The following is a 24592-nucleotide window of genomic DNA, read 5'->3' as shown; positions in this document are numbered from 1 at the left end:
CCCACAAAACTCGAACCCAAAGAGCAAGAATCTTCGATTCCGACTTGCTCTAAGAACATTCCCCGGCCATCGACATCGCGACCGCTCGGGGTTGTCATTGATTATCACACGTCATCGGCACTGAACACTGTGCAGGAAATCATCAGGTTGCCGTGTTTCGCGACGTCCCCAGCCGGTGCCCCCTGCTCTCCGAACGTGAAAACGCCCAACCAAGGAATGTCACCCAGCTCGGCCTTGATCCCGGCCGAGACTTCTTCCATGCGGTCGCGGACCGCCAGCATGCAGCCGCCGCAATAGACCACAAGCGCCCCAGAAATCTGGTTTCCAGCATTCTGTCTGGATTGTGCTGCGACACGGCCTGCTCGCGCGACAAGACTGTCGGCAGACCCTTGCATCTGCCACAGGCGGTCGCCTTCGAACACCGAGGCAAACAGATCAATCGCACCATCTGTATGGGCCACAGCGGGATGCGCCAGCAGGTGAAACGGAACCCCGGCAACCTGCCGGGTCACCCGACCAAGCGGCCAAAGCGTTGCCTCGGCCAAGATCGAATGCGGTTCTTCATCGGCCAGAGACACAGCGCCACCGCTCCAGTCGTGCAGAACCTCGGACGCAGGCCGATTGTCGATCTCGAACACGCGGCGCCCCTCAACGCGGGTGACAACACCGCTGGCCCCTGTCGGCGCATAGCCACTTTGATAGACCGACGCGACGGGAACAGACGGGAAAAGAACCGTTATGACCAAGCCATTCGAGTGCAGCGCATCAGGGCCGAACTGCGCCCACTTTCCGCTCACGTCATTGTCTGCGGAACTGCCGCCGACGATCAGCGTGTCGGCACCGACAACAGACCGCAAGCCAGCGATCACCTGTTCTTCGCAGCCGGGCGCCACAGTGATCCAGACCATTTCCGGGATTTCTCCGGGACGACCGGCGTGCTCCAACGCGGCAAGCCCAGCCCTTTGTGCTGCCGCTTCGGCATTGTCGCCCAGATCGACCGAGCTGGTTCCAAAGCTTCCCTTGGCGTCCCAAATGGCAAAGGCCCCCAAACCGGCCCCACCGATATCGACCCCGGCAGCCCCCATGATGCCCAGACATGACGATCCACCATGCAGCGCCGTGACACCAAGTGAGGATCGCGCCGCATCGTGAAGCTCTGCCGCATCCAGACCCACGCCAAAATGCAGGGCTACGAAATCAGGGGTTCCAAAACCGCAGCTTTCAATCTGGGCGGCAATCTCAGCGACACCTCCGGACACGGTCCCGGCTGTCGACTGAGCAGAAAAAAAGCGCATTATCTCGTCCCTTTGAGAGCATTTGTCGAAAGTGTGAACTCTAGCCAAATCCGGCGAGAGCACCATTGCACAAAAGCATAAACTCAAAGTTCTAAATGCAGCGTCCAAATTCTATAGAGAGCGTTAATAGGCCGCAAGCGTGGACGCATGTGCGAAAGGGCATGCCTCTGTCTGAAAGGGGGTGACTCCGGTCAGCAGCACCACCCGAACGCGGCCTTGTTCCCGTCAGCCCTTGGTGTCCTCGACAGCGCGCAGTCCGTAACTCTGAAACGCAACAAGAACCTCGGCAATCTCGGCATCTGAAAGGATATGCGGCGCGCCACCAATGCTGCTGAACAGGTAAGTCCGTGCAAGGGTTTCCAACTCCTCCAACCGCCACCGCGCCTTGTCGATGCTCTCGCCCAGAACCGTGGCACCGTGGTTGGCCATGAGACACCCATGCCGATCCGTCATGATCTTGGCCATGTTGGCACATAGCTCGGGGCTTCCGAACAGGGCGTAATCGGCCAACGGCACGCTGTTTCCGCCAAAAGCAGCAATCATGTAGTGGCAGGCCGGGATGGCGCGGCGTTGCACGGCAAGAACACTGCAATAGGGCGGATGCGCATGCAACACGACCGGCATATCCGGACGCGTTTGATGCAGGGCTTGGTGAAACGGCCATTCCGAAGACGGCTTCAACTCGGTCCCTGCGGGATGACCCTCGATGGGGATCGTCACCATCAGATCAGGTGTCAGGTCTTCGTATGGCACACCGGACGGCGTGATCAGGATACCCGTCTGGGTCCGGGCCGAGATATTGCCCGACGTGCCCTGATTGATATGCCGTTCGTTCATCCACAGGCACGCGTCGATCAACGCCTGTCGTGTTTCGGTGCTGTCCGGCAAAGGCGCGGCAGGCGTCATGAGGTCATCTCCAAAAGTTCTTCCGCAACCCGCGTGCTGGTCGCCAGATGGGTTACAAAACCACCCTTCATCGCGGCGCGCGCCGGAAGCGCCCGGCCGGGACCCGCAGCCACCAGCAACGCCATGTCCTTGCCGCGCATCTGGTCAAGCGACACGCCGATCATCCGCTCTTCCACCGCCGATACGACAGGTCTGCCCTGCCCGTCGATCAGTCGGCCACAGATCACGCCGACAGCCCCTTTGGCACGATATTCCGCGATCTCTTCGGGTGAAAGAATACCGCTGCGCACGACATGAGCGTCAGCATCGCAGGTGCCACAGGCCAGCACCGTCTTGTTGCAGGTCGCCAGCGCATCGAGCTGGTCGCGCACCACCGGTTCATCACACAACGCATCGCGCAGCGCCTTGTTCGACAAGACCAACGGCGCGTGGAAGTTGATACATTCGCCACCCAACCGCTGCGCAAGGATCGCCGTACAGGCCTCGGCGGCAAAACCCAACGCGGCGGGCCGTGACCCCAAAAGCTGGATCACGGACAGGTCCGACATTGGTGTGTTCGGCACCTGCTGTGCCATCTGGTAGACCGTAGCCCCCCAAGACACGCCCAGCCGGTCGCCCGGTTCCAACAGGCGCGGCAACCAATCCGCCGCCGCCCGTGTCACGCGTGCGATGCTCGCAGCCGCGCCCACCGGGTCTACCGGATCGTCCGGTACAACCATCGCTTCGGTCAGCCCGTAGGCGGCGCAGAGTTCCTCGGCCAGCCGGTGCCCCTTGAACACATCGCTGTCCATATGCACCCGCACCCAGCCCCGGTTGCGCGCCTCGTTGAGGTAATTGACCACGGACGCGCGGCTGATCCGCATGCGTTCGGCGATGTCGTTCTGGTTCAGGCCATCATGGTAATAGAGCCAAGCCGCCTCGATATAGGGCGCGTCGTCCCGTGCCGGCATCCGTGCGGCCTCAACCGACGCCATGCGCATTTTGCCAAGCGGGGTGGCCGGCATCCGGGTGCCCTACTCGGCCGCGCGGGCGAATTCGGGGAAAAGCCCCGCAAGCCCATCGGCCGACGCCTCGCAGACCCCACGTTCGGTGATCAGCCCTGTCACCAGACGATTCGGCGTCACGTCAAAGGCCGGATTGCCGCCGGGTGTGCCTTCGGGGGTGACCTGAACCATGCCGATCCCGCCACCGTCCAAAACACCCTGCACATGGGTCACTTCCCGCGCGTTGCGCTCTTCGATGGGGATCTCGGCCACGCCATCCGTCACGGTCCAGTCGATGGTCGGTGATGGCAGCGCCACGTAGAACGGCACATTGTTGTCATGCGCTGCAAGAGCCTTGAGATACGTGCCGATCTTGTTGCAGACATCGCCCTGCCGGGTGGTGCGGTCGGTGCCGGTGATCACCATGTCGACCATGCCGTGTTGCATCAGATGCCCGCCAGCATTGTCAGTGATATAGGTGTGCGGCACGCCGTGCTTGCCCAACTCCCACGAGGTCAGCGCGCCCTGATTGCGGGGCCGGGTTTCATCGACCCAGACATGCAGGGCGATACCTGCATCATGCGCCTGATACATCGGGCTGGTCGCCGTACCCCAGTCCACCGTCGCCAGCCATCCCGCGTTGCAATGGGTGAGCAGGCGCACCGGCTCTCCTGCCGGTTTCTTGGCCGCAATCTCACGGATGATGGCAAGGCCGTTTTCCCCGATCCGGCGGTTGATCTCCACGTCCTCATCCGCGATCTCATGCGCCAGCGCCAAGGCCGCCACGGCACGATCACCTTCCGCCAAGGGGCGCAACGCAACGCGGCAGCGGTCCAAGGCCCAGCGCAGGTTGATCGCCGTGGGTCGGGTCTTTTCCAGAAACGTCCAAGCCGCATCCATGTTGGCATCGGACGCATCCTCTGCCATCGCCAAGGCCATCCCGTAAGCCGCCGTGGCCCCGATCAATGGCGCGCCGCGAACGCGCATCTCGTAGATCGCATCCGCATAGTCCTGCATGGTCACCACCGGGATCACCCGGAACTCATGCGGCAACCAGCGTTGGTCGATGATCTCGAGAACGTTATTATCGTGGTTCCACCACAGCGAACGGTAATGTGTTCCGTCGATCTTCATAGGACGTCCTTTCCGTTGAAGCCCCGCGCAATGGCGCAGACCGCGCTGGCATTGGCCAGCCGTTCGGCCTTGTGGATCAGTTCCGCCCCCATCAGGAGGTTGCGCGCTTCCAAAGGCGCCCGCACAGCCGGGTCGGCAATATCTTCGAAGTCTGCATTGTGGGCGAGCGACAGGCACCGGCGGTGCATTTCGATGCCACAGAACGCCCATGCGTCGCGCCAGAGGCCCGCGAGAACCGCACCGCAGGCGGGGGCGCTGTCTTGGCCCTGATCCTCGAACAGGCTGGAGGGGTACAAGATGCCCGTCCGCTCAGTTGCCCATAGGTGGCGGAACTCGACCTCAAACGACGTGCAGACCTCTTCGATCACGCCCAGAATCCATTCCTGATAGACGTCCAGATCGTCGCCCCGATGGGCGGGCTGGCTGAAATAGGCCATCAGGAAATTCGCACACAGCATCCCGATATCGAACCCCATGGGGCCGTATTGGGCAAACTCCGGGTCGATCACACGGCTGTCATCCTCGGTCGACATGATGGAGCCGGAATGCAAATCGCCATGCACCATAGTTTCGGTGTTGGACACAAACCGCTGCAAGGCCTGCTGCACTTTCACCTTGAGCTCTACATCAGAGCGCAGATTTGCAACTACGGGATCAAGGCCCTCTGTGTGGTGGTTCATCTCAGCGATGAAATAAGGATCAGTGAAAACCAGTGCTTCGGTGATCGCCGGGATATCGACATTCCCCGCGAACAAGCCGACATCGGCTTTCTTGTCACCGCTCTTCATCGACAATTCGGACCCGCGAAACGCAGTCCGAGCGCAGAACTTGCCAAGGAAGTCCGCCAGCCCGTCGACCCGTTCACCCGCAATCAACTTGCGGCGCAGGATCAGGTGCGGCGACAGGAACTCCATCACGATCAGTGCCTGCGTCTCATCGAAATGGAAAATTTCAGGCACAGAACCGGGATCACGTGCCGCCTGCCGGGTCAGCGCGTGGTATTCATAGAACGCGCGGTATAGCGGTAGCGGCCAGCTGTCCCCAACCAGACGGACATAGGGCAGCGCCTGCTTTACAATTGCCTTGCCCGCGGGCCCGGTCACGATGAACACAAGGTTCAGGTTCCCGTCGCCGACCTCTTGCACCTGCCATGTCGCGCTGTCCGCGCCAACCTTTGACGCCAACGCAGCGACGTCTTTCAGACGCTCCGGCAATGTCTCCACGCTCAGCGCTTCATACGTTGTGCCTGCGCTCATGGGTGACCTCCCCGTTTCCTCTAATGCACATTCTCTCAGTGCGTAGCCTTCAATTTACACTTATGTCAAATCATTTGACAAATGTATCCCCCCCCGCCTACCGTCGCAACATCAGGGGAGGAACCGAGTGGCTGTTGATGCGCTCAAAGTGAACGGTTTGCAAAAATCGTTCGGAAAAAACTATGTATTGCGCGGGATTGACGTGACCATGGAACCGGGGTCCGTGACCGTGCTCATGGGGGCCAACGGTGCGGGCAAATCCACGCTGGTCAAGGTGATCTGCGGCCATCACCGCGCCGATGGTGGCAGCATGACCCTTGCTGGTCAGCCCTTCGACCCTGCCGATGCAGCCGACGCGATCCGGCAGGGTGTGGTCACTGTTCACCAATCTATCGACGACGGCGTGATTCCCGATCTGGACGTGGCCAACAACCTGATGCTGGACCGTTTGGTCGAACGCAGCCACGGGCTTTTTGTACGCGAACGGCATCTGCGCGCCGAGGCCGCCAAGGTCGCCGCCGAAATGGGCATCGAGGTGAACCTACGCGCGCGCGTGTCGGACCTGTCGGTGGCGGATCGCCAGATGATCGCCATCGCCCGCGCCATGGCCCGCGCGCCCAAGGTGCTGATCCTAGATGAGCCGACATCGTCGCTCTCTGCCACCGAGGCGGACCGGTTGTTCGCGCTCATCGACCGGCTGCGCGAACAAGGCGTGGCGATCCTTTATATTTCGCACCGCATGTCCGACATTCGCCGCATCGCGGATCGGATCATCGTTATGCGCGACGGCGCGATTTCGGGCACGTTCGACACAGAACCTTTGGACTACGAAGCCGCCGTGACGGCTATGCTGGGGCACCGCATGACCGAGGTGGATGTGACCGTGCAAAGCGGCTCGGTGCCGGTACTGGAACTTGCGGATCTGCGGCTTACGCAAGGGGCCGCGCCGATCAACCTGCAGGCACGCGATGGCGAGGTGGTGGCGCTTGTCGGTCTATTGGGCAGCGGCAAAAGCCGATTGGCGGAGATCCTTTACGGCATGGCCCACCCTGCCAGCGGCGGCGTCCGCATCAACGGCACAGTATACACGCCAAGCTCGGTCGAAGATGCGGTAGCACAGGGCGTGTTCATGTCGCCCAAGGACAGGGGTACAAATGCGGTAATCCCGGCCTTCGACATCGCTGACAACATGACCCTGCCCTTTCTTAAAGGTCTGAGCGTCGGATCGTTCCTCAAGGCAAGCCGCCAGAAAACCCGTGCACAAGAGATGGTCAGCCAGCTCGGCATCGTTTGCCAATCAGTCACTGACGGGATCGGCACTCTGTCGGGCGGCAACCAGCAGAAAGTGATGATCGCCCGTTGGCTGCTGGAACCGGCAAAGGTGCTTCTTCTCGATGAGCCGTTCCAAGGCGTCGACATCGGCGCGCGGCGCGACATCGGGCGGCACATTCGCGCCACGGCCAAAGGCAGGGCAACCCTCGTCTTTCTGGCCGAGATCGACGAAGCGCTCGAGATCGCGGACCGGATTGTCGTGATGAACGAAGGCGCCATCGTTGGCGAACACAAGAACCAGAATGTCGACCTCGGAGCACTCGTCGCGGATATCTCGGGGGCCCAATCGACCGCAACAGGCACACATCCATGAACGACCGACTTCTCGACTTTGCCATTCGCTATGGCTTTTTGATCCTGCTTTTCGGGCTGATCGTCTATTTCAGCATCGCGGCCCCCGGGTTCTTCGGCCCGCTATCGGCGGCGTTTGTCCTGCAATCCGTGGCGATCACCGGTATTCTGGCCTTGGGCGTGACCTGTACGCTTGTGGTGGGCGGCTTCGATCTGTCCATTGGCGCGGTGGCGACATCGGCATTGATGCTGTCGGCCTATTCGATGGTGATCCTTGAACACCCGACTGTCGTGGCAGTGTTCCTGTGTCTGGGCATGGGTGCGCTGGTGGGGCTGATCAACGGGCTGTTGATCGTGAAATTCCGCGTGCCGGACCTGCTGGCCACTTTGGGGATGATGTTCCTGCTGATCGGCCTGCAGCGCATCCCGACGCAGGGCAATTCCATTGCAACGGGCATGACGCTGACCGATGGCACCGTGGCCGAAGGCACGTTCTCGGCCGCCTTCCTTTGGCTGGGCCGCCATCGGTTCGATGTGGTGATCGAACGTCTGTTGCCCATGCCCGTGGTGATCTTCATCGGCATCGCGGTGCTGATCTGGCTGTTCCTTGGCTTCACCCGACATGGACGGCTGATGTATGCCATCGGGTCGAACGAACGCGCAGCCGCGCTCGTGGGTACTCCGGTCAACCGCTACAAGATAGCCGCCTACATGATCTCGGGCGTGACCGCGTCCATCGGGGGTATTCTGCTGGCGGCCCGTCTGGGACGCGGCGACATCGCGAGTGGCAACAACCTGTTGCTGGACTCGGTCGCAGCAGCACTGATCGGCTTTGCGGTGCTGGGCGCCGCCCGCCCGAACGCATTTGGGACAGCCATCGGCGCACTGTTCGTCGGCATCCTGCTGCAAGGGATGACCATGATGAATGCGCCTTACTACACGCAAGATTTCGTCAAGGGCGCGGTTCTGGTCGCGGCCCTTGTGTTTACGTTCTACCTGTCGTCGCGTCGCAGCGGCACAGGACACTGACAATCAGCGATAGGGAGGATATCATCATGCTGAGACGTCACTTCATGGCCCTTGCGAGCGCGGCCAGCCTCGCGCTTGGTGCGGGTGCCGCCACGGCGCAAAGCGCCCCCGCCCCACTGGACAACCCCGGCGACGTGACCATCGCGCTGGTGCGATACCTGTCGACGGGTGACTTTTTCCAAGCCTACCTGTCGGGAGTTGAATCCCAAGCCGCAGCACTTGGGGTCAATCTGCGGGTGCTCGACAGCCGTCAGGACGCAGCCCTTCAGGCCGACATGGTGGATCAGGCCATCGCCTTGGGCGTGGACGGGATCATCATCCAGCACGGTCTGACGGAATCCATGCGTGAAGCGGCACAGCGTGCTGTGGATGCCGGGATCAAAGTTGTCGCGTTCGACGTGAATGTCGAAAACGACGCCATTCCGCAGATCGAACAGTCCGACTACCTGCTGGGCAAATTGGCACTGGAACAGGCGATTGCCGACAACGGTGACAGCTTTGCCGCTGGGTATGTCTACGTTCCGGGTATCGCCCCACTGGATCGCCGCCATGTCGCTTGGGAAGAGGTGAAAGCCGCCAATTCCGGTATCACCGAGGCCGCGCGTATCGGCACGCTTGATAACCCGATCGCAAACGCGAACGCCAACCAGGCGCGTGCAGCTTTGCAAGCCAACCCGAACATCTCGGTCTTCTTCGCGCCCTATAACGAATTCGCCAAAGGCGTGAAGATCGCCGCAGACGAGCTGGGCATCGGGGGCGATCTGAGCATCTATTCCGCCGATATCTCGACCGCAGACATCGCACTCATGCGCGAAGCTGGCAGTGGTTGGAAAGCGACCGTGGCCACCAACCCGGCTGTGGTGGGTGAAGTCTCTGTGCGCGCATTGGCGCTTATGCTGACAGGTGAAAATCCAGGGGCGTCCGTGATCGTGCCGCCGACATTGATCACGCAGTCATTCCTGACCGACAACGACATTCGCAACATGGAAGACCTCGGCTCCAAGATGCCGCAATTCCAGCATGCGGATGTGGCGATGGCCGATTGGATGCCGCTGCCGCCACGCTAAGACAACGAGGCCCAACCCCTGCCAGCTTGGGGTCGGGCTTTGCTTTTTTCGACCGGAGCACCTGCCATGTTGATCGGATTGGACCCCCGCCTGACACCCGACCTGCTTTATACGCTGGCTCGGATGGGGCATGGCGACGAAATCGCGGTGGTTGATCGCAATTACCCCTCGGCCACGTCCGCAGCGGGTTGTCTGGTCAAGGACGTGATCCACTATCCGGGCCACGACGCCGCAACAGTGGTCGACCTGATCACACAAGTGATGCCGCTTGACAGTTTCCACAGCTATTGCGCGCTTCGAATGGAGATCGACAACGCACCCGACACGGTATCCGACGTGCATCAGGCCGTGTGGGATGTGCTGACACCGCGCCTGCCGGAAGGTGGTGTTTTGTCCAGCATCGGACGGCAGGAGTTCTACCGTCATGCCGCAATATGTTTTGCTGTGGTTCAATGCAGCGAAGACCGCCCATTTGGCTGTTTCATCCTGCGCAAGGGCGTTGTGTTCTGAGAATTTCAAACCACGTCCCCGAATGAAAAAGGGCCGCCCCATCGGGCGGCCCTTTTGTATGTCAATCCGCGCCCCGCACCGGGATGCTGGCATTCGGATCAGGATGCAGGAAGCGCTGGATCATCCAAGCCCCTGCCGTCACCCCGATGCCGATAAGGTCGGTGATCAGACCACCCTCGATCATCAAAAGCGCCGCCGTGACCAAGCCAATACGGATGAACCATGCCGAGCGCTGGCCAAGGAACCAGCCCTGCACCCCGCCAGACAAAAGGAACACACCAAAGGTGGCCGTGATGCCCGCGCGGATCACTTCGAACCACGTGCCCTCCATCAACAGCGCGCTGTTGTAGAAGAACATGAACGGGACGATGAATGCCGCGATACCGATCTTGAAGGACGCGACCGAGGTCTGCATCGGGTTTGCCCCGGAAATGCCTGCCGCTGCATAGCTGGCCAACGCCACGGGAGGTGTGATGGCCGACAAAACCGCGAAGTAGAACACAAAGAAATGCGCGGTCAGTGTCGGGATACCCAATTGCACAAGGCCCGGTGCAACGACGGACGCCGCCACCGCATAAGCCGCAGTTGTCGGCATCCCCATTCCCAACAGGATTGCGATACACATGGCAAAGAACAGCGCCAGAAGCTGACTTACGCCAGCGAGGTCCAGAAGCACAGCCGAGAAGCGTGCACCGACGCCAGTCAAGCTGATTACTCCAACAATGATACCCGCGCACGCACACACCGCGATGATCTGGATCGACATGATGCCCGCCAGTTCGAACGCTTTGACAATGCCACGCCAAGTCATCGGAAACGGGGTCAACCAGCTGACCACAGCGGCGGCCATCGTCGCCAAAGTTCCGGCACGGATCACTGAATACCCCATGAACAATGCGGCAATCAGGATGATGATCGGGATGAACAGATAGACCTGCCGCACCATTTTAGCGAGCTTCGGCAACTCGTCATCGCGCATGCCGCGCATCCCCAACTTGGCCGCCTCGAAATCCACCATGAAATAGACCGACACGAAATACAGGATCGCCGGGATGATCGCAGCGATGGCGATGTCCTGATAAGGGATGCCGGTGATCTCGGCCATGATAAAGGCCCCTGCCCCCATGATTGGAGGCATGATCTGACCGCCCGTCGAAGCCGCCGCTTCGACCGCACCTGCGGTTGTCGGTTTATAGCCGACTTTCTTCATAAGCGGGATGGTCAGTGATCCAGTGGCCACCACGTTACCCGCAGATGTGCCATTGATCATGCCCATCAGGCCTGACGCGAAAATCGCCACCTTGGCAGGACCGCCACGCGCCCGACCGGCCGCTGCGAAAGCAAAGTTCACGAAGTAGTCGCCCACCTTGGAGGCCTGAAGGAAAGCCGCGAAGATGATGAACAGGATAATGTAAGTCGAGGACACTGCTGTCGTTGGGCCAAGAATACCCGCATCCGAATAGACATGGCCAAAGAAGCGCTGCCAGCTATAGGCGCTTTGCACGGCCAGAATACCCGGTAACAGGTGTGCCACGAAGGTATAGAGCAGGAAAACACCCGTGATGATCACCAGCGCCAGACCAGCCACCCGCCGTGTCAGTTCGAGGATCATCGCAGATCCGGCAGTGGCCGCAAAGGCCACGCCAATCGGCACAAACGGTGTGCCCACGGCGTTGCGGGCAGCGGTGCCGTAAATTGCGATCAGATAGGCCGCAACAGCGAACGCGCAGACACCCAGAAGGATGTCAGACACCCGGAACTCGTCACGCGGCGCGGTTTCGAACCAACCCAGCACAATGCCACCGCCTGTTGCGATCAGCAAAGGAACCCCGAAATACCACACCTCTTGCGCGTAGATCGGTGTTCCCGCGAAGGCAGGCCATGTGGTCAGCCCGCCCATTTCTGGGAGGGTGCCCGATGCGATGATCTGCGCGAACCAAAGGCTTGTTCCCACCGCAAGCAGCGCCGGGATAAAGAGGACATAGGCCAACTTTCCCCAGAGGCTGCTTCGGTCATCCTTGTGGGCATCATCGGAAAACATCATCGCGTTGTAGACCACAAAGCCCAGCGCCAAGGCGCCTGCAATGTGGAAGATGCGGAAATTCCATGTCTCCATCGGGAATTGCGGCAAGAGCGGCACGGTGATCCCGGTATAGGCCGAAATGGAAACACCATTGAGCGCCGCCATGTGGAACAGTGCATAAAGCGCCGCGGCCCCTGCCACGACCTGCATGCGCCAACCCGTAAACAGACGTCGGTTGGCTTCGACCGGCTCTTCGTCGACGCCTTCTGCGATCACAGCCTTGTCGGCCTGTGTGGACTCCTGAACCATTGCCACCTCCCTGGCAAAGCCGCCTTGGCTGTCGCGTCGGCGCTTTATGTCTTGAGAAAAAGGGGCCCCCGACCAGGCGCATTTCAACGCGCGCGGGATGCCAAAACGTGGAGCGGCGCAGGTTGCCAGCGCCGCTCCGAAACGGCTTACATGCCGTGGATCATGCTATCAGGAATGTCCGCGCCAGCGTTTTCCTTGAACCACTGAGCCGCACCGGGGTGCCACTTGAGAACAGCGTTTTTGTCCCAGTTCTCGGGCAGGGTCGACGTTGCCGCACGGTGGATGTTCACCATCCGCTCGTTGTCGGACATGACGACATCGACAGCCGCATTCACAAAGCTTGCCGGCAGATCGCAGTTCGCAATGGCGAAGTTCCACATGGAAACTGACCGTGCCGGTGCTTCCAGAGTGGTGTAGGCCTCGGCCGAGATCTCGAACGCGGAGACCGGGAAGGCTTCGATGATCTTGGCCTGCTCTTCTTCGGTGAACTCGATGATGTTCACATCGGTCTGAACCTCAAGCTGTGACACGGCCGGGACCGGAACGCCTGCTGCGAACGCGATCACGTCCAGCAAACCATCCTGAAGCTGACCGCCAAGGTCGGACCAGCCGCCATTACGACGCTCAAAGTCGACACCCAGCGTTTCCATCATCCGCGGGAAGTATGTGTCGGATGTCGATCCTGCCGGGCCAAAGCCGATACGCGCACCTGCCGGAATGTCGGCGATCGAAGTGATGCCCGAAGACGACAGTGCGGTGACCGAGAACGGTGTCTGGTACATCGGGAACATCGCGCAGGCGTTGGTCATCTGAAGGCCGGGTGCAATCGGGTTGGTCCCCGCGAGGGATTCCGCTGCCGGACCCATTGTGGTCATGCCGAACTGAACATCACCGGTGTGCACCAGCGCCATGTTCTGCATCGGGCCGCCTGTGACTTCGCCGCCGCCGGAGACGCCCAGCTCTTCCGCGACAAGGTTCGCCCAGCCCGAACCATAGGCAAAGAACGTGCCGCCCTGCGACGCGGTGCCCACGGTAAAGCTGTCCGGCCAACCGGTGCGGTCGACATGGCTTTCGGCAAACGCCTGACCTGTGATGGCACAGGTGACGGCAAAGGTGAGTGCTGTGATTTTCTGCATTGGTTCCTCCCAAACGCATACAAAGAGTGTGTAGCCCGGCCTGTGTCTCCTCGCCGGGTCGCCGCTCAGGAACCATGCGACCCTGCGCATCGCCTAGCGCCGTTACCGCCAACATTTTAGGCAAATCACAGTTTTTCCCGGCGATGGGTCGGCGGGGGGACAAACGCCAGAATTTTTGGGTCGTGGACGACACATCGGGCCGCTGTTTGGGAAAAGCCCAGCGTATCAGTTGTCTGGTTCGACAAAGGAGTCGCGGTCCAGACCGTAGCGCTGCATCTTTTCGTAAAGCGCTTTCCGCGAAATCCCAAGCGCCTCGTAGGTGTCCTTCAGCCGCCCCGCATTGGCCGCAAGACTGGCCGCGATCAACGCGCGCTCGTGTTCGGCCACCCGTTCGACAAGCGTTCCTGACGACGGTGTTGCCTGATCCGCCGCATCCGGCAGGCCCAGCACATAGCGTTCGGCGGCATTGCGCAACTCGCGGGCATTGCCGGGCCAGTCCCGAGCCGCAAACGCATCAAGCACTGCACCCGGAACCTGTGGCACGGGTTGGTCGTAACGGTCTGCCATCTGCGCGACGAAGGTCAGAAACAACATCGGAATGTCCTGCCGCCGCGCTGCAAGCGACGGCATGCGGATCGTCACGACGTTCAAACGGTACAGCAGATCACCGCGAAACATGCCTTTGGCCGCCGCAGCCTCGAGATCGGATTTCGACGCCGCAATGAACCGGACATCCAGGTCGATCCGGTCATGTGATCCAAGACGGCTGATCGACCGGGTTTCAACGGCGTGCAGCAGTTTGGCCTGCAAGGCCAGCGGCAGGCTGTCGATCTCGTCCAGAAACACCGTGCCGCGACGGGCATGTTCGAACTTGCCGGCCCGCGCACGTGTCGCTGCTGCAAAAGCTCCGGCTTCGTGACCGAACAATTCGCTTTCGATCAAGTCCGACGGCAAAGCGGCACAGTTGATGGCCACGAAAGGCCGATCCGCGCGTTTGCTGGCAGCGTGCACAGCCTGCGCCGCCAGACCCTTGCCGGTACCGGTGTCGCCCACGATCAGCACATCGGCATCGCTGGCGGCGACCGCGCGGATCTGTTTGCGAACGGTTTCCATCTCGGGGCTGAACCCGCGCAACCCGTCTTTTGTCCCGATCAACGGCGCCATTTCAGACCGCAGAGCACGGTTCTCGATGGTCAGGCGGCGCATCTCCAAGGCCCGTCGCACCGCATCGACCAGACGTTCCGGCGCATAAGGCTTTTCGATGAAATCATATGCCCCTTCCCGCATCATGCCGACAGCCAGATCCAGATCGCCGTGACCGGTGACAAGGATCACCGGGAACTCCGGGTCTTTTTGCAGGGTGGCCCGCAAAAGTTCTGTCCCGTCCATGCCCGGCATCCGAATATCTGTGACGAGAATGCCGGGGAATTCCGGCCCAATCACTGCCAAAGCAGAGGCTGCCCGGTCGAAACACGTACAGTCGAGATCAGCCAGCTCCAACGTCTGCTGTGCCGCAATGCGCAGCGGCTCCTCGTCATCGACAAACAGAACAGCGGGCGTCTTGGTCATTCGGCGGCAGCCAGTGATGGCGCTTCGGCCAGCTTCAATGTCACGCTGAAGACAGCACCACCTTCGGGATGGTTGCGCCCTTCGAGCGTGCCGCCAAAGTCGCGCACGATGTTATAAGAAATCGAAAGTCCCAACCCCATGCCCTTGCCGGGCTCCTTGGTGGTGAAAAACGGATCGAACAGTTGCGCGATCTCGGCGTCGGTCATTCCGGTTCCACGGTCACGAACCCGTACATGAACCCCACCTCCGTCCATATCGAGGGACAGATCAACAACAGGGTCCGGCACGTCGTTCATCGCATCCACCGCATTGCTGAGCAAATTGACGAAGACCTGTTGCAACCGCACCTGCCCGCCCAAAACCCAGATGTCACCGTCGATTTCGTCACGGTTCACCCGGCAGCCAGAGGCCCGCATCTTGGGTTCGAGAATGACCAGCGCGCTGTCCAAAGCCCGGTTGAGCAAGACAGGTTCGGTTTTCTCACCGGGACGGCGGGCAAAGTTGCGCAAGTGGGTCGAGATGGCAGCCAGCCGGTCAACCATATCGTCGATCATTCCGACATTCTGGCGCACCTTGTCCGGCTCGCCGCGATCCAGATAGGCCCCGGCATTGCGGGCAAAGGATTTCACCGCCGCCAGCGGTTGGTTGAACTCGTGGCTCAAAGCGGCGGCCATCTGGCCCAAGGCTGCGAGTTTGCCAGCCTGAATGAGTTCCGTCTGCGTCTGCCGCAACAAGGTCTCGGCCGCGCGCCGTTCCTCGACCTCCTGCATGATGAGGGCGTTTGCATCCTTAAGCTCTGCAGTGCGTTGGGTGACCCTGTGCTCCAGTTCCTCCTGCATAGACAGTGCCGCGCGGATCCGCTCCTGCAACTGAATGCGGCGCTGAATGACGACCGTGGCAATCAGGCCGACAAGCAACAGCAAAAGCGCCGACAGCGCCACCGTTCCTACCGCGCGGGTCCACGCCTGTTCGCTGGGCGTCAAAAGCGACACCTTCCAACCCGCCTCCGGGATCATCTGACTTTGCACCAAAAACCGCTCGGTCCCGCCAGAGTTGTCGGTGATCTCAACTTTCCGAAACCTGTCATCAAAGACCTCTTGCGAGGTTTGCAACGGCACAAGCTGATCCATCGGGTATTTCTTTGTGTCTTCTATGGCAGCACGCGCCTCTGGGCTTAACGGCTCCAAAGACCGGAAATGCCAGTCGGGGCGGCTGGCCATGAAGATCACACCAGCCTCGTCCTGAACCAGAATGTCGTTGGTCCCATCGCGCCATGCATCTTCGAACGCATCGACAGTGAATTTGACCGCCAGCACACCCACGATCTCGGTCCCGTCGCGCACCGCTTCGGCAAAGAAGTAGCCACGTTCCCCCGACGTCGTGCCCAGCGCGAAAAAGCGCCCCTGATCGCCAGAAAGGGCAAGCGTGAAATAGGGCCGGTATGCAAAGTTCTGACCAACAAAGGACAGGTCTTTCCAGTGGTTGCTTGCCGCATGTGTCAGCCCGTTGCGGTCAATCAGAAAAATATCGGACAGCCCCACCTCTTCTGCGGTTTGATGCAGGGCGTCGTTCACCCGGTCGATCAGCAACGTGTCCGATGGATCCCGCAACAGCTGCGCCAGATCGGGGCGTTCGGCGATCAATCCAGGCAAAGCCTCGAACCGGCGCAGGGATCCGTTCAGACCTTCGACAGCCAAGGTTAGGGTCGATGCTTCGCGCTTGCCCAACTGGCTCAGGTAGACACGTTCGAGCGCGGGAAACAGCAAGACCATCAGCGCCAGCAGAAGCGCCACGCCGCCCGCGATCAATGCAACCGCCCAATTCCGCGTCCAAACGCGATGCGTGTTTTCTGTCGAACCGATCATGGTGCGAAGATGCGTCCATTCGCGAACCGAGACAAGCCGCTCGCGCGTGATCTGCGCATTTGCAGGGATAGGCGGCCTACATCACCGCCCCGATCTGCCACGGGACAAACTCGTGATCGCCCAGCCCAAGGGTCTCGGATTTGCTGGGCTGACCAGACGCGGTGGCGCGAATGAGATCGAAAACCTCACGACCTTTATCGGCAATCGTCACGCCTTGGGACAAGATATCTCCGGTGTTCAGGTCCATATCATCCGGCATCTGCTGAAACAGCCGGTCCGAGGTGGCCAGCTTGATCGTCGGCGCAGGCTTCGACCCGAACGCCGATCCACGCCCAGTGGTGAAAACCACGATCTGCGCGCCTCCCGCGATCTGGCCGGTGACCGACACCGGGTCGTAGCCGGGTGTGTCCATGAACACGAGACCGGGCGCGTCGACCTGTTCGGCATAATCATACACGGCGGTCAGTGGCGTGGACCCACCTTTCGCCGCAGCGCCCAGCGATTTCTCCAAGATCGTCGTGATGCCCCCCTGCTTGTTGCCGGGACTTGGGTTGTTGTCGAGCGACCCACCGTTCTGCGCGGTATAGCTTTCCCACCACTTGATCTGGCGGATCAGCTTTTGCGCCACCGCGTCAGACGCGGCCCTGCGTAGCAACAATTGCTCCGCGCCATAAATTTCGGGCGTTTCCGACAGGATCGCGGTTCCGCCCTGCCCGATCAGCAGATCGCTCGCCACACCAAGAGCCGGGTTAGCGGTGATGCCGGAGAACCCATCCGACCCGCCGCATTGCAACGCAACCTTCAGCGCAGACATCGGTTGCGGGCTGCGGGATATGGCGTTCACCGTTGGCAGGAGCCCAACAACATGGTCCTTGATCGCGTCGATGGTCGCCCGCGTGCCGCCACTGTCCTGAATGGTCAGCCCGTGGAAATGCGCCGTGCTTTCGGCGCCGAAATGCGATTGCATCCGCGCGATCTGCATCACCTCGCAGCCCAAGCCCACAAACACTGCTGCACCCACGTTTGGATGGGTTGCATGCCCCCAAAGTACCCGGTCGAGGATCTCAAACCCCGGCCCACTGCCCGCCATGCCGCAGCCCGTGCCATGCGCAAGCGCCACGATACCGTCGATATCCGGATAGGCATCGAGCACACCGCTCGCCTCGATCTCGGTTGCCGCGCGGCGGATCACCGTGGCCGAACAGTTCACCGTCGCGAGAAGCGCGATGTAATTGCGCGTGCCCACGCGTCCGTCTGGGCGGAGGTAGCCTTGGAAGGTCAAAGGCACTGACCGCGGGATGGCCGTCTGTGCGGCTTCCAGATCGGTCCCTATGGCGTAGGCCTGTTCCGGGTTGTCGAAGGCGCAGTTGAACGTGTGTACATGCTCGCCCGCCGCGATGTCCGATGTGGCCTTGCCAATGAACTGACCGAACTTGAGGATCGGTGTACCTGCCGCGATATCCTGACGAGCAATCTTGTGTCCGGCTGACAGGGGCTTTTGCAAAGGCACCCCAAGTGCCAGAGGGTCCGCGCCCGTCTGCGCCCGTGCCGTCAGAACAGCGACCTTGTCAGATGGATGAAGCACCAGCGGTTCAGACATGCCCAATACCCCGGATAACCCCGCGCAATTCCGCCAGCCCGCGCAGCCGGCCAATCAGAGGATAGCCCGGAACGAAATCCCGGTCATGATCAGTCAGCATGTGATGGCCATGGTCAGGGCGGAACGGGATCACGTGATCCGCGCGCCCTTCCGTCCTGCGCCGCGCCTCTTCGCGCAAGAGAACACGCAGCAACATAACCATGTCGGTATCGCCATCCAGATGCGCCGCTTCTTCGAACGATCCATCGGGCTCTTTACGCACATTGCGCAGATGCGCGAAATGGATGCGGTCCGCCACGCGGGCGGCAATGGAAGGCACATCATTGCCCGGATGCGCCCCAAGCGAGCCAGAACAGAGCGTCACGCCATTGGCCGGGCTGTCTTGGGTCGCCAGCACCCATTCCAGATCGTCGCCTGTGGACACAATCCTTGGCAGCCCAAGAATGTCGCGCGGCGGGTCGTCCGGGTGGACGCAAAGTCGGAGGCCCAAGTCTTCAGCGGCCGGAACAACCTCTGCGAGGAACCGGGCGTAGTTCGCGCGCAAATCATTACGGTCGATCCCGTCATACGCGGCAAGTGCAGTTCGCAGCCCCGGAATGTCATACCGGTCGAACGCCCCCGGCATCCCCGCCATGATCGACTTCAACAAGCTGTCTCGGTCGGCCTCTGTCGCCTGCTGATACCATGCAGCGGCGCGCACGCGCACCTCGTCGCTGTAATCGTCCTCCGCGGCCTGACGCCCCAACATGTGGATCTCGAACGCCGCCATATGTGTCGCCTCGAACCGCAGGCAGGTGGCCCCACCCGCGACAGGCGCTGCCAGATCGGTGCGTGTCCAGTCGAGAAGCGGCATGAAGTTGTAGCAGATCGTCTGTACGCCCTGTTCCGCCAGATTGGCCATAGACTGGCGGTAATTGGCGAACAACGCAGAGAGGTCGCCTTCACCCTTCTTGATGCGCTCATGCACCGGCAGGCTTTCGACGACGGACCACACAAACCCCGCCTCTTCGATGCTGCGTTTGCGGGCGGTGATGGCCTCAGGCGGCCACACCTCGCCATAAGGGATGGCGTGCAGAGCACTGACGATCCCGGCCGCCCCTGTCTGTGCCACTTCGGCCAGCGTGATCGGGTCGAATTCACCGTACCAGCGCCACGTTTCGATCATAGCGCCCCCTCTTCAATCGCGGCGCGGGTGCCTTTGGTCCAAAGCTGGATTGCAGCTTTGGTGACGGGTCGGATCAATTTCTCGGCCAGCTCGGCAGAAAACACGTCGCGCACATCGAGCAAAGCCGCGACCTTCCCTTCTGGTGTATCCGCACTGTCCGATGCATCGCGCAACCGCCCTGCCAACGGGTCTCGCACGTCAATCACTTGCCCCACTTCATCCATCCCACCCACATACCGCATCCACGCCGCCACAGCGAGACACAGCGCGGACGAGTCCCGACCCGCAGACAGAGTCGCCTCCAAACTGCCCAAAATGCGCTGCGGCAGTTTCTGGCTGCCATCCATCGCGATCTGCCACGTCTTGTGGCGGATACCGGGGTTGGCGTAGCGGTCGAACAGCGCATCAGCGTACTCGGTCAGGCTGACCCCATCAGGGGCCTGCACCGCCGGAATGATCTCGGACCAGAGCCGCCGCACATAGGCGGCAAAGACGGGGTCCGCGACGGTTTCGGCAATGGTCTCGTGCCCGGCGAGATAGCCGGTATAGGCCAGCGCGGAATGGGTACCATTCAGCATGCGCAGCTTCATATGCTCATGCGCGGTCACGTCTTGCACCATCTCAACACCGGCTGCGGCGAAATCCGGGCGGGCGTTCCCGACGAAATCGTCTTCGATCACCCATTGGGCAAAGGGCTCGTGCATCACCGGTGCCGCATCGACATTGCCTGTCAGTTGGCCAACGCGCGCGATGTCGGCCATGGTGGTGGCCGGTGTGATCCGGTCCACCATGGTGCAAGGAAACTTGCCTTCTGTGGCGATCCAGTCGGCCAGGTCCGGGTCCAGACGACGCGCGAAATCAAGCACGAGACCGCGCACCAGACGACCGTTTTCCGGCAGGTTGTCACAGGTGAGAACGGTAAACGGCGCAACGCCTGCCGCCCGCCTGCACTGCAAGGCGCGGACCAGAAAACCGGGGGCTGACTTAGGAAGATCATGGGCCAGATCGTGAATGATATCGGGATGATCAGCGTTCAGAGCGCCGGTGGCGGGGTTGTGGCAGTAGCCCTTTTCCGTGACGGTCAATGTCACAATCCGTACATCTGGTTTCGCCATTGCGATCAGCACCGCTTGGGGGTCTTCAGGTGCGACCAGCACGTCGGTCAGAACGGTGATCCAACGCGTTTGTTCGCCTTCAGGCGCAAGCGTGACCGACGTATAACCCCAGCCCTGCCCCTGCAGCGCATCGCGCGTGTCGGGGCTACGCAGGGACACGCCGGTGATGCCCCACTCGCCACCCGACGCCGCCATCGCATCGGCCACGAACACACAGCCGAAACCGCGAAAGAACGCCCCAAGGCCCAGATGTACAATCCCCGTCTTGGGGCCCTGAGCGGTGTCAGCGGGCAAGCCAGCCTCCATCCACATTCAGAACCGCGCCATGCACGTAACGTGCGGCAGGCGTACACAGGTATACGGCAGCGCCCGCGATGTCCTCGGCCTGCCCCCAGCGCCCTGCCGGGATGCGGTCGAGGATCGCCTGATTGCGGTCGGGATCGTTGCGCAGTGCTTGGGTGTTGTTGGTCTCGATATAGCCGGGAGCAACCGCGTTCACGTTGATGCCCTTGGCGGCCCATTCGTTCGCCAAAAGCTTGGTCAGCCCTGCTACGCCATGTTTCGACGCGGTGTAGGACGGCACGCGGATACCGCCCTGAAACGACAGCAGTGAGGCGATGTTGACCACCGCCCCGGTCCCGCCGCGCGCCAGTACCGCCTTGGCAAAGGCCTGCGTGGTAAAGAACAGCGCCTTGAGGTTCACGTCCATCACGGCGTCCCAATCAGCCTCGGTGAAGTCGACCGCATCGGCGCGGCGGATGATGCCCGCATTGTTGATGAGCAGGTCGATGGGTTGATCGTCGAATAGCCCCTGCCCCGCCATTGGATCGGCGAAATCGACCAGCACCGAAGACGCGGTTCCCCCAGCCTTTGTAATCGCGCCTACAGTCTCGTCACAGGTACGCCGCCCGGCACAGATCACCTCGGCCCCGGCCTCGGCTAGACCGATGGCAATCGCCAGCCCGATTCCGGTATTGGCCCCGGTTACAAGCGCCCGGCGTCCGGTCAGGGAAAACATGCTCACCGCAGATCCTCCATCGCCACCATGTCCATATCGGTGAAATCGACATTATCGCCCGCCATCGCCCAGCAGAAGGTGTAAGACGCCGTGCCCGCACCCGCGTGGATCGACCAGGGCGGTGAGATGACCGCTTCCTCATTGGCCATGACGATGTGACGGGTCTGCGACGGTTCGCCCATCAGGTGGAACACCCGCTGGTTTTCGGGCAGCTTGAAATAGAGATAGGCCTCCATCCGGCGGTCATGCAGGTGGGCGGGCATGGTGTTCCAAACAGACCCTTCCGCAAATTGTGTGTAGCCCATGAGAAGCTGGCAGCTTTGGCACACTTCGGGATGCAAGAACTGGATGATCACCCGTTCATTGGCGGTTTCGCGTGCACCCAATTCCACGCGCCGCGCATCGGCCAGCGTGATCAGACGTGTCGGATATGTCTGATGCGCCGGGGCGGACAGGACGTAGAACCGCCCATTGCCGCTGAATGTCACCGGGCCGGAGCCCATGCCGATATAAAGCACCTCGCCGGACCCGACCTGGTAGGTCGTCCCACCAACGGACACGGAGCCGGCCTCTCCAATGTTCAGCACGCCCATCTCGCGACGGTCGAGAATGGATGGCGTGCCCGCTTCTGCGACCCGGTCTAGCGTCAATGTTCCGCCCGCAGGCACCGCAGAGCCAAGGATCAGGCGGTCGTAATGGGTGTAGACAAGGTTGATCTCGCCTTCCGCAAACAGGCCACCAACATGGAAATGCGCCCGCAGCTGATCGGTGTCCAGCGCCTTGGCGGTTGCCGGATCAATCGCGTGGCGGGTTTGGGTCTTGAGCATGGTGTCAGGCCTTTCGGGTCAAAGAAAATCGTCGCGGCGCGGGGTGAAGGTGTCGATGAGTGTGCCCGCCTCGCGGCAGCGGCATCCGTGTCGTGCACCGGATGGGATCACCACGCTGTCACCGGGGCCAAGGTCGTGTTCGACATCGCCCACGAAAAACGTAAAGCGCCCGGTTTCGACATAGGTGGATTGCACATGCGGATGCTCGTGCAGCTTGCCCTCGGCGCCGTTTTCGAACCGGAACGCAACGACCATGAGATCGGGGTTTTCGGCCAGCACTTGCCGGGTCACACCCGGATCGGTCGGCACCACGGGATAGGTCATGTCTTTCCTCATTTGAACAGCGACGGCAGCCAGAGCGACAGCGCCGGAATGTAGGTCACGAGCATCAGCGTCACCAACGCCGCACCGTAAAAGGGCCAGATCGTCCGCACCGCATCCCAGACCGGAATGCGACCCACCGCACAGCCCACGAACAGCACCGCCCCCACCGGCGGCGTGCAAAGCCCGATGCCGAGGTTGAGGATCAGGATCACCCCGAAATGTACGGGATCGACGCCAAAGGCGGTTGCCACCGGCAGGAAGATCGGCGTGGTGATGACAATGAGCGGCGACATGTCCATGAAGGTGCCAAGGATCAGCAGCACGAGGTTCAGCAGCAGCAGGATGATGATCGGGTTGTCCGACACGCCCTGCAACAGCGCGACCATCGACGCGGGCACCCGAGTGTAGGCCAAAAGCCAGCCGAAGGCCGCTGCACAGCCGATGACCATCAGCACCATCGCGGTGGTGCGCACGGCCGCGAATGTGGCCTCGATAAAATCATGCCAGCTCAGGCTGCGATAGACGAAGAACGTCACCAGCAGCGCATAAACGACCGCGATGTTCGACGACTCGGACGCGGTGAATACCCCCGACCGCACGCCGCCAAAGATGATCGCAACAAGGATCAACCCCGGTGCGGCGGACACAAACAACGTGCCCAGCATACGCACGCCTTGAAATGGCTGCGTCGGGTATCCCTTGCGCACCGCCATTCCCCATGCGGCGACCATCAGCAGACCAGCCAGCAGGAAGCCCGGTATGATGCCAGCGGTAAAGAGATCGGCAATCGAGATCCGGCCCCCTGCCGCAATCGAATAGATGATCATGTTGTGTGACGGCGGCAGCAGTAGCGCGATGATCGAACTCACCACGGTGATGTTGACCGCATAATCCGTATCATAGCCGCGCTCTTTCATCTGCGGGACCATCAGGCCCCCAACCGCGCTGGCATCGGCAGCCGCCGAGCCGGACACACCGCCGAACATGACAGATGACAGCACGTTGACCTGACCTAAACCGCCACGCAGATGGCCGACAAACCCTCCGGCCAGCGCAACCAGCCTCCGGGCGATGTCGCCGCGCACCATCAGATCGCCGGCATAGATAAAGAACGGGATCGCCATCAGCGCGAAGACCGACACGCCGGAATTCAAACGCTGGAACACGACGACGGGCGGCAAGCCGAGATAGGCAATAGTCGCAAAGCTGGACACACCAAGGCAGAACGCAACGGGCGTGCCGATCAGCAACAGGAAGGTGAAAGTTCCGAAGAGGACGTACAATTCCATCAGTCGATCTCCGCCTCTTCGCCAAAGCGCGCGGTCGGAAGACCCGCGGCTCGGCGGGCGATCCGCTCGGTCGAGAAAAGGACGATCAGAACACCACCCGCGACAATCGGGGCAAAATCGAACGCACCGGAAATTCCGAGACCCGGCAGCTTGTTACCGGCTGTCTTTTCGGCCAGCTGCCAGCCATACCAGATCATCCCAACACCAAAACCCGCGACGGCTAGATCAGAGATCGAATGCAGCACCAGCTTGATCCGCTGCGGCACGACATACAAAAGCACATCGAAGGACAGGTGGTAGCCTTCGCGGATGCCAACGGCGGCCCCCAGAAAGATGAACCAGCCCATGATCATGACGGACGCGGGTTCGGTCCAGATGATGCTGTCGTTCAGCACATAGCGCCAGAATACCTGCGCCGCGATCAACACGGTCATCAGGACAAGCCCGATCCCAGCGACCCACAAGGCGACACGCGCCAAACGCCCGGTCAAAAGCGCAATCGTTTTCATCATGTCAGGCCTGCCCACCCTCGCAAAGACACCCGCCCCA

Annotated in this window: 21 protein-coding genes; 4 read left to right on the top strand and 17 right to left on the bottom strand. The window is 61.1% G+C overall.

The window, feature by feature from the left end; genetic code table 11:
* Window positions 1–104 precede the first annotated feature (104 nt).
* The 5 genes from MCRY_RS06115 to mtnK form a co-directional block, all read right to left on the bottom strand.
* Window positions 105–1295, bottom strand: coding sequence for an FIST signal transduction protein (locus tag MCRY_RS06115; RefSeq protein WP_171046084.1), 1191 nt, complete (start codon window positions 1293–1295; stop codon window positions 105–107).
* Window positions 1296–1520: 225 nt separating this feature from the next.
* Window positions 1521–2201, bottom strand: a complete 681-nt coding sequence (locus MCRY_RS06110; protein WP_085628603.1) for a class II aldolase/adducin family protein — start codon at window positions 2199–2201, stop codon at window positions 1521–1523.
* Window positions 2198–3205 (bottom strand): sugar-binding transcriptional regulator, encoded by a 1008-nt coding sequence (locus MCRY_RS06105; RefSeq protein WP_085628602.1) that lies wholly within the window; start codon window positions 3203–3205, stop codon window positions 2198–2200. Before MCRY_RS06105 ends, MCRY_RS06110 begins: the two co-directional genes overlap by 4 nt.
* A gap of 9 nt (window positions 3206–3214) precedes the next feature.
* Complete coding sequence (gene mtnA / locus MCRY_RS06100) at window positions 3215–4318, bottom strand: S-methyl-5-thioribose-1-phosphate isomerase (RefSeq protein ID WP_085628601.1); 1104 nt, start codon at window positions 4316–4318, stop codon at window positions 3215–3217.
* The gene (mtnK, locus tag MCRY_RS06095; protein ID WP_085628600.1) at window positions 4315–5574 is read right to left on the bottom strand and encodes an S-methyl-5-thioribose kinase; all 1260 of its coding nucleotides are present in this window, start codon (window positions 5572–5574) and stop codon (window positions 4315–4317) included. Before mtnK ends, mtnA begins: the two co-directional genes overlap by 4 nt.
* Window positions 5575–5701: 127 nt before the next feature.
* Between mtnK and MCRY_RS06090 the strand changes: the two genes are divergently transcribed.
* From MCRY_RS06090 to MCRY_RS06075, 4 genes are all read left to right on the top strand, one after another.
* Window positions 5702–7219, top strand: coding sequence for a sugar ABC transporter ATP-binding protein (locus MCRY_RS06090; protein WP_171046083.1), 1518 nt, complete (start codon window positions 5702–5704; stop codon window positions 7217–7219).
* Window positions 7216–8226: an ABC transporter permease gene (locus MCRY_RS06085; protein ID WP_085628599.1), complete on the top strand. Its 1011-nt coding sequence runs from the start codon at window positions 7216–7218 to the stop codon at window positions 8224–8226. The genes MCRY_RS06090 and MCRY_RS06085 overlap by 4 nt, the downstream gene beginning before the upstream one ends.
* 26 nt (window positions 8227–8252) lie before the next feature.
* The gene (locus MCRY_RS06080) at window positions 8253–9293 is read left to right on the top strand and encodes a substrate-binding domain-containing protein (protein WP_085628598.1); all 1041 of its coding nucleotides are present in this window, start codon (window positions 8253–8255) and stop codon (window positions 9291–9293) included.
* A 66-nt stretch (window positions 9294–9359) separates the two neighbouring features.
* On the top strand, window positions 9360–9803 hold the full coding sequence (locus tag MCRY_RS06075; protein ID WP_085628597.1) for an RbsD/FucU family protein: 444 nt from the start codon (window positions 9360–9362) through the stop codon (window positions 9801–9803).
* A 61-nt stretch (window positions 9804–9864) separates the two neighbouring features.
* Here MCRY_RS06075 and MCRY_RS06070 read toward each other — a convergent pair whose 3' ends face one another.
* The 12 genes from MCRY_RS06070 to MCRY_RS06015 all read right to left on the bottom strand — a co-directional run bounded on the left by MCRY_RS06070 (window position 9865) and on the right by MCRY_RS06015 (window position 24552).
* A complete protein-coding gene (locus MCRY_RS06070) occupies window positions 9865–12135 on the bottom strand; it encodes a TRAP transporter permease (RefSeq protein WP_085628596.1) in 2271 nt (756 codons plus the stop codon).
* Window positions 12136–12281: 146 nt separating this feature from the next.
* On the bottom strand, window positions 12282–13271 hold the full coding sequence (locus MCRY_RS06065; protein ID WP_085628595.1) for a TAXI family TRAP transporter solute-binding subunit: 990 nt from the start codon (window positions 13269–13271) through the stop codon (window positions 12282–12284).
* A 225-nt stretch (window positions 13272–13496) separates the two neighbouring features.
* Window positions 13497–14840, bottom strand: coding sequence for a sigma-54-dependent transcriptional regulator (locus MCRY_RS06060; RefSeq protein ID WP_085628594.1), 1344 nt, complete (start codon window positions 14838–14840; stop codon window positions 13497–13499).
* The gene (locus MCRY_RS06055) at window positions 14837–16705 is read right to left on the bottom strand and encodes a sensor histidine kinase (protein WP_085628593.1); all 1869 of its coding nucleotides are present in this window, start codon (window positions 16703–16705) and stop codon (window positions 14837–14839) included. The genes MCRY_RS06060 and MCRY_RS06055 overlap by 4 nt, the downstream gene beginning before the upstream one ends.
* A 76-nt stretch (window positions 16706–16781) precedes the next feature.
* Window positions 16782–18305, bottom strand: coding sequence for a UxaA family hydrolase (locus MCRY_RS06050; RefSeq protein ID WP_085628592.1), 1524 nt, complete (start codon window positions 18303–18305; stop codon window positions 16782–16784).
* Window positions 18298–19470: a mannonate dehydratase gene (gene uxuA / locus MCRY_RS06045; RefSeq protein WP_085628591.1), complete on the bottom strand. Its 1173-nt coding sequence runs from the start codon at window positions 19468–19470 to the stop codon at window positions 18298–18300. The genes MCRY_RS06050 and uxuA overlap by 8 nt, the downstream gene beginning before the upstream one ends.
* The gene (locus MCRY_RS06040; protein ID WP_409644856.1) at window positions 19467–20879 is read right to left on the bottom strand and encodes a mannitol dehydrogenase family protein; all 1413 of its coding nucleotides are present in this window, start codon (window positions 20877–20879) and stop codon (window positions 19467–19469) included. Before MCRY_RS06040 ends, uxuA begins: the two co-directional genes overlap by 4 nt.
* Window positions 20869–21609 (bottom strand): 2-dehydro-3-deoxy-D-gluconate 5-dehydrogenase KduD, encoded by a 741-nt coding sequence (kduD, locus tag MCRY_RS06035; protein WP_203276019.1) that lies wholly within the window; start codon window positions 21607–21609, stop codon window positions 20869–20871. Before kduD ends, MCRY_RS06040 begins: the two co-directional genes overlap by 11 nt.
* A complete protein-coding gene (kduI, locus tag MCRY_RS06030) occupies window positions 21606–22430 on the bottom strand; it encodes a 5-dehydro-4-deoxy-D-glucuronate isomerase (protein ID WP_085628588.1) in 825 nt (274 codons plus the stop codon). Before kduI ends, kduD begins: the two co-directional genes overlap by 4 nt.
* Before the next feature lie 18 nt (window positions 22431–22448).
* The gene (locus tag MCRY_RS06025) at window positions 22449–22754 is read right to left on the bottom strand and encodes a cupin domain-containing protein (RefSeq protein ID WP_238939649.1); all 306 of its coding nucleotides are present in this window, start codon (window positions 22752–22754) and stop codon (window positions 22449–22451) included.
* 8 nt (window positions 22755–22762) lie between these two features.
* The gene (locus MCRY_RS06020; RefSeq protein ID WP_085628586.1) at window positions 22763–24043 is read right to left on the bottom strand and encodes a TRAP transporter large permease; all 1281 of its coding nucleotides are present in this window, start codon (window positions 24041–24043) and stop codon (window positions 22763–22765) included.
* The gene (locus MCRY_RS06015; protein WP_085628721.1) at window positions 24043–24552 is read right to left on the bottom strand and encodes a TRAP transporter small permease; all 510 of its coding nucleotides are present in this window, start codon (window positions 24550–24552) and stop codon (window positions 24043–24045) included. The genes MCRY_RS06020 and MCRY_RS06015 overlap by 1 nt, the downstream gene beginning before the upstream one ends.
* Window positions 24553–24592: the final 40 nt, after the last annotated feature.

The organism is Marivita cryptomonadis, from assembly GCF_002115725.1.
GTDB classification, from domain to species: Bacteria; Pseudomonadota; Alphaproteobacteria; order Rhodobacterales; family Rhodobacteraceae; genus Marivita; species Marivita cryptomonadis.
This window is presented reverse-complemented; position numbering and strand designations above follow the sequence as displayed.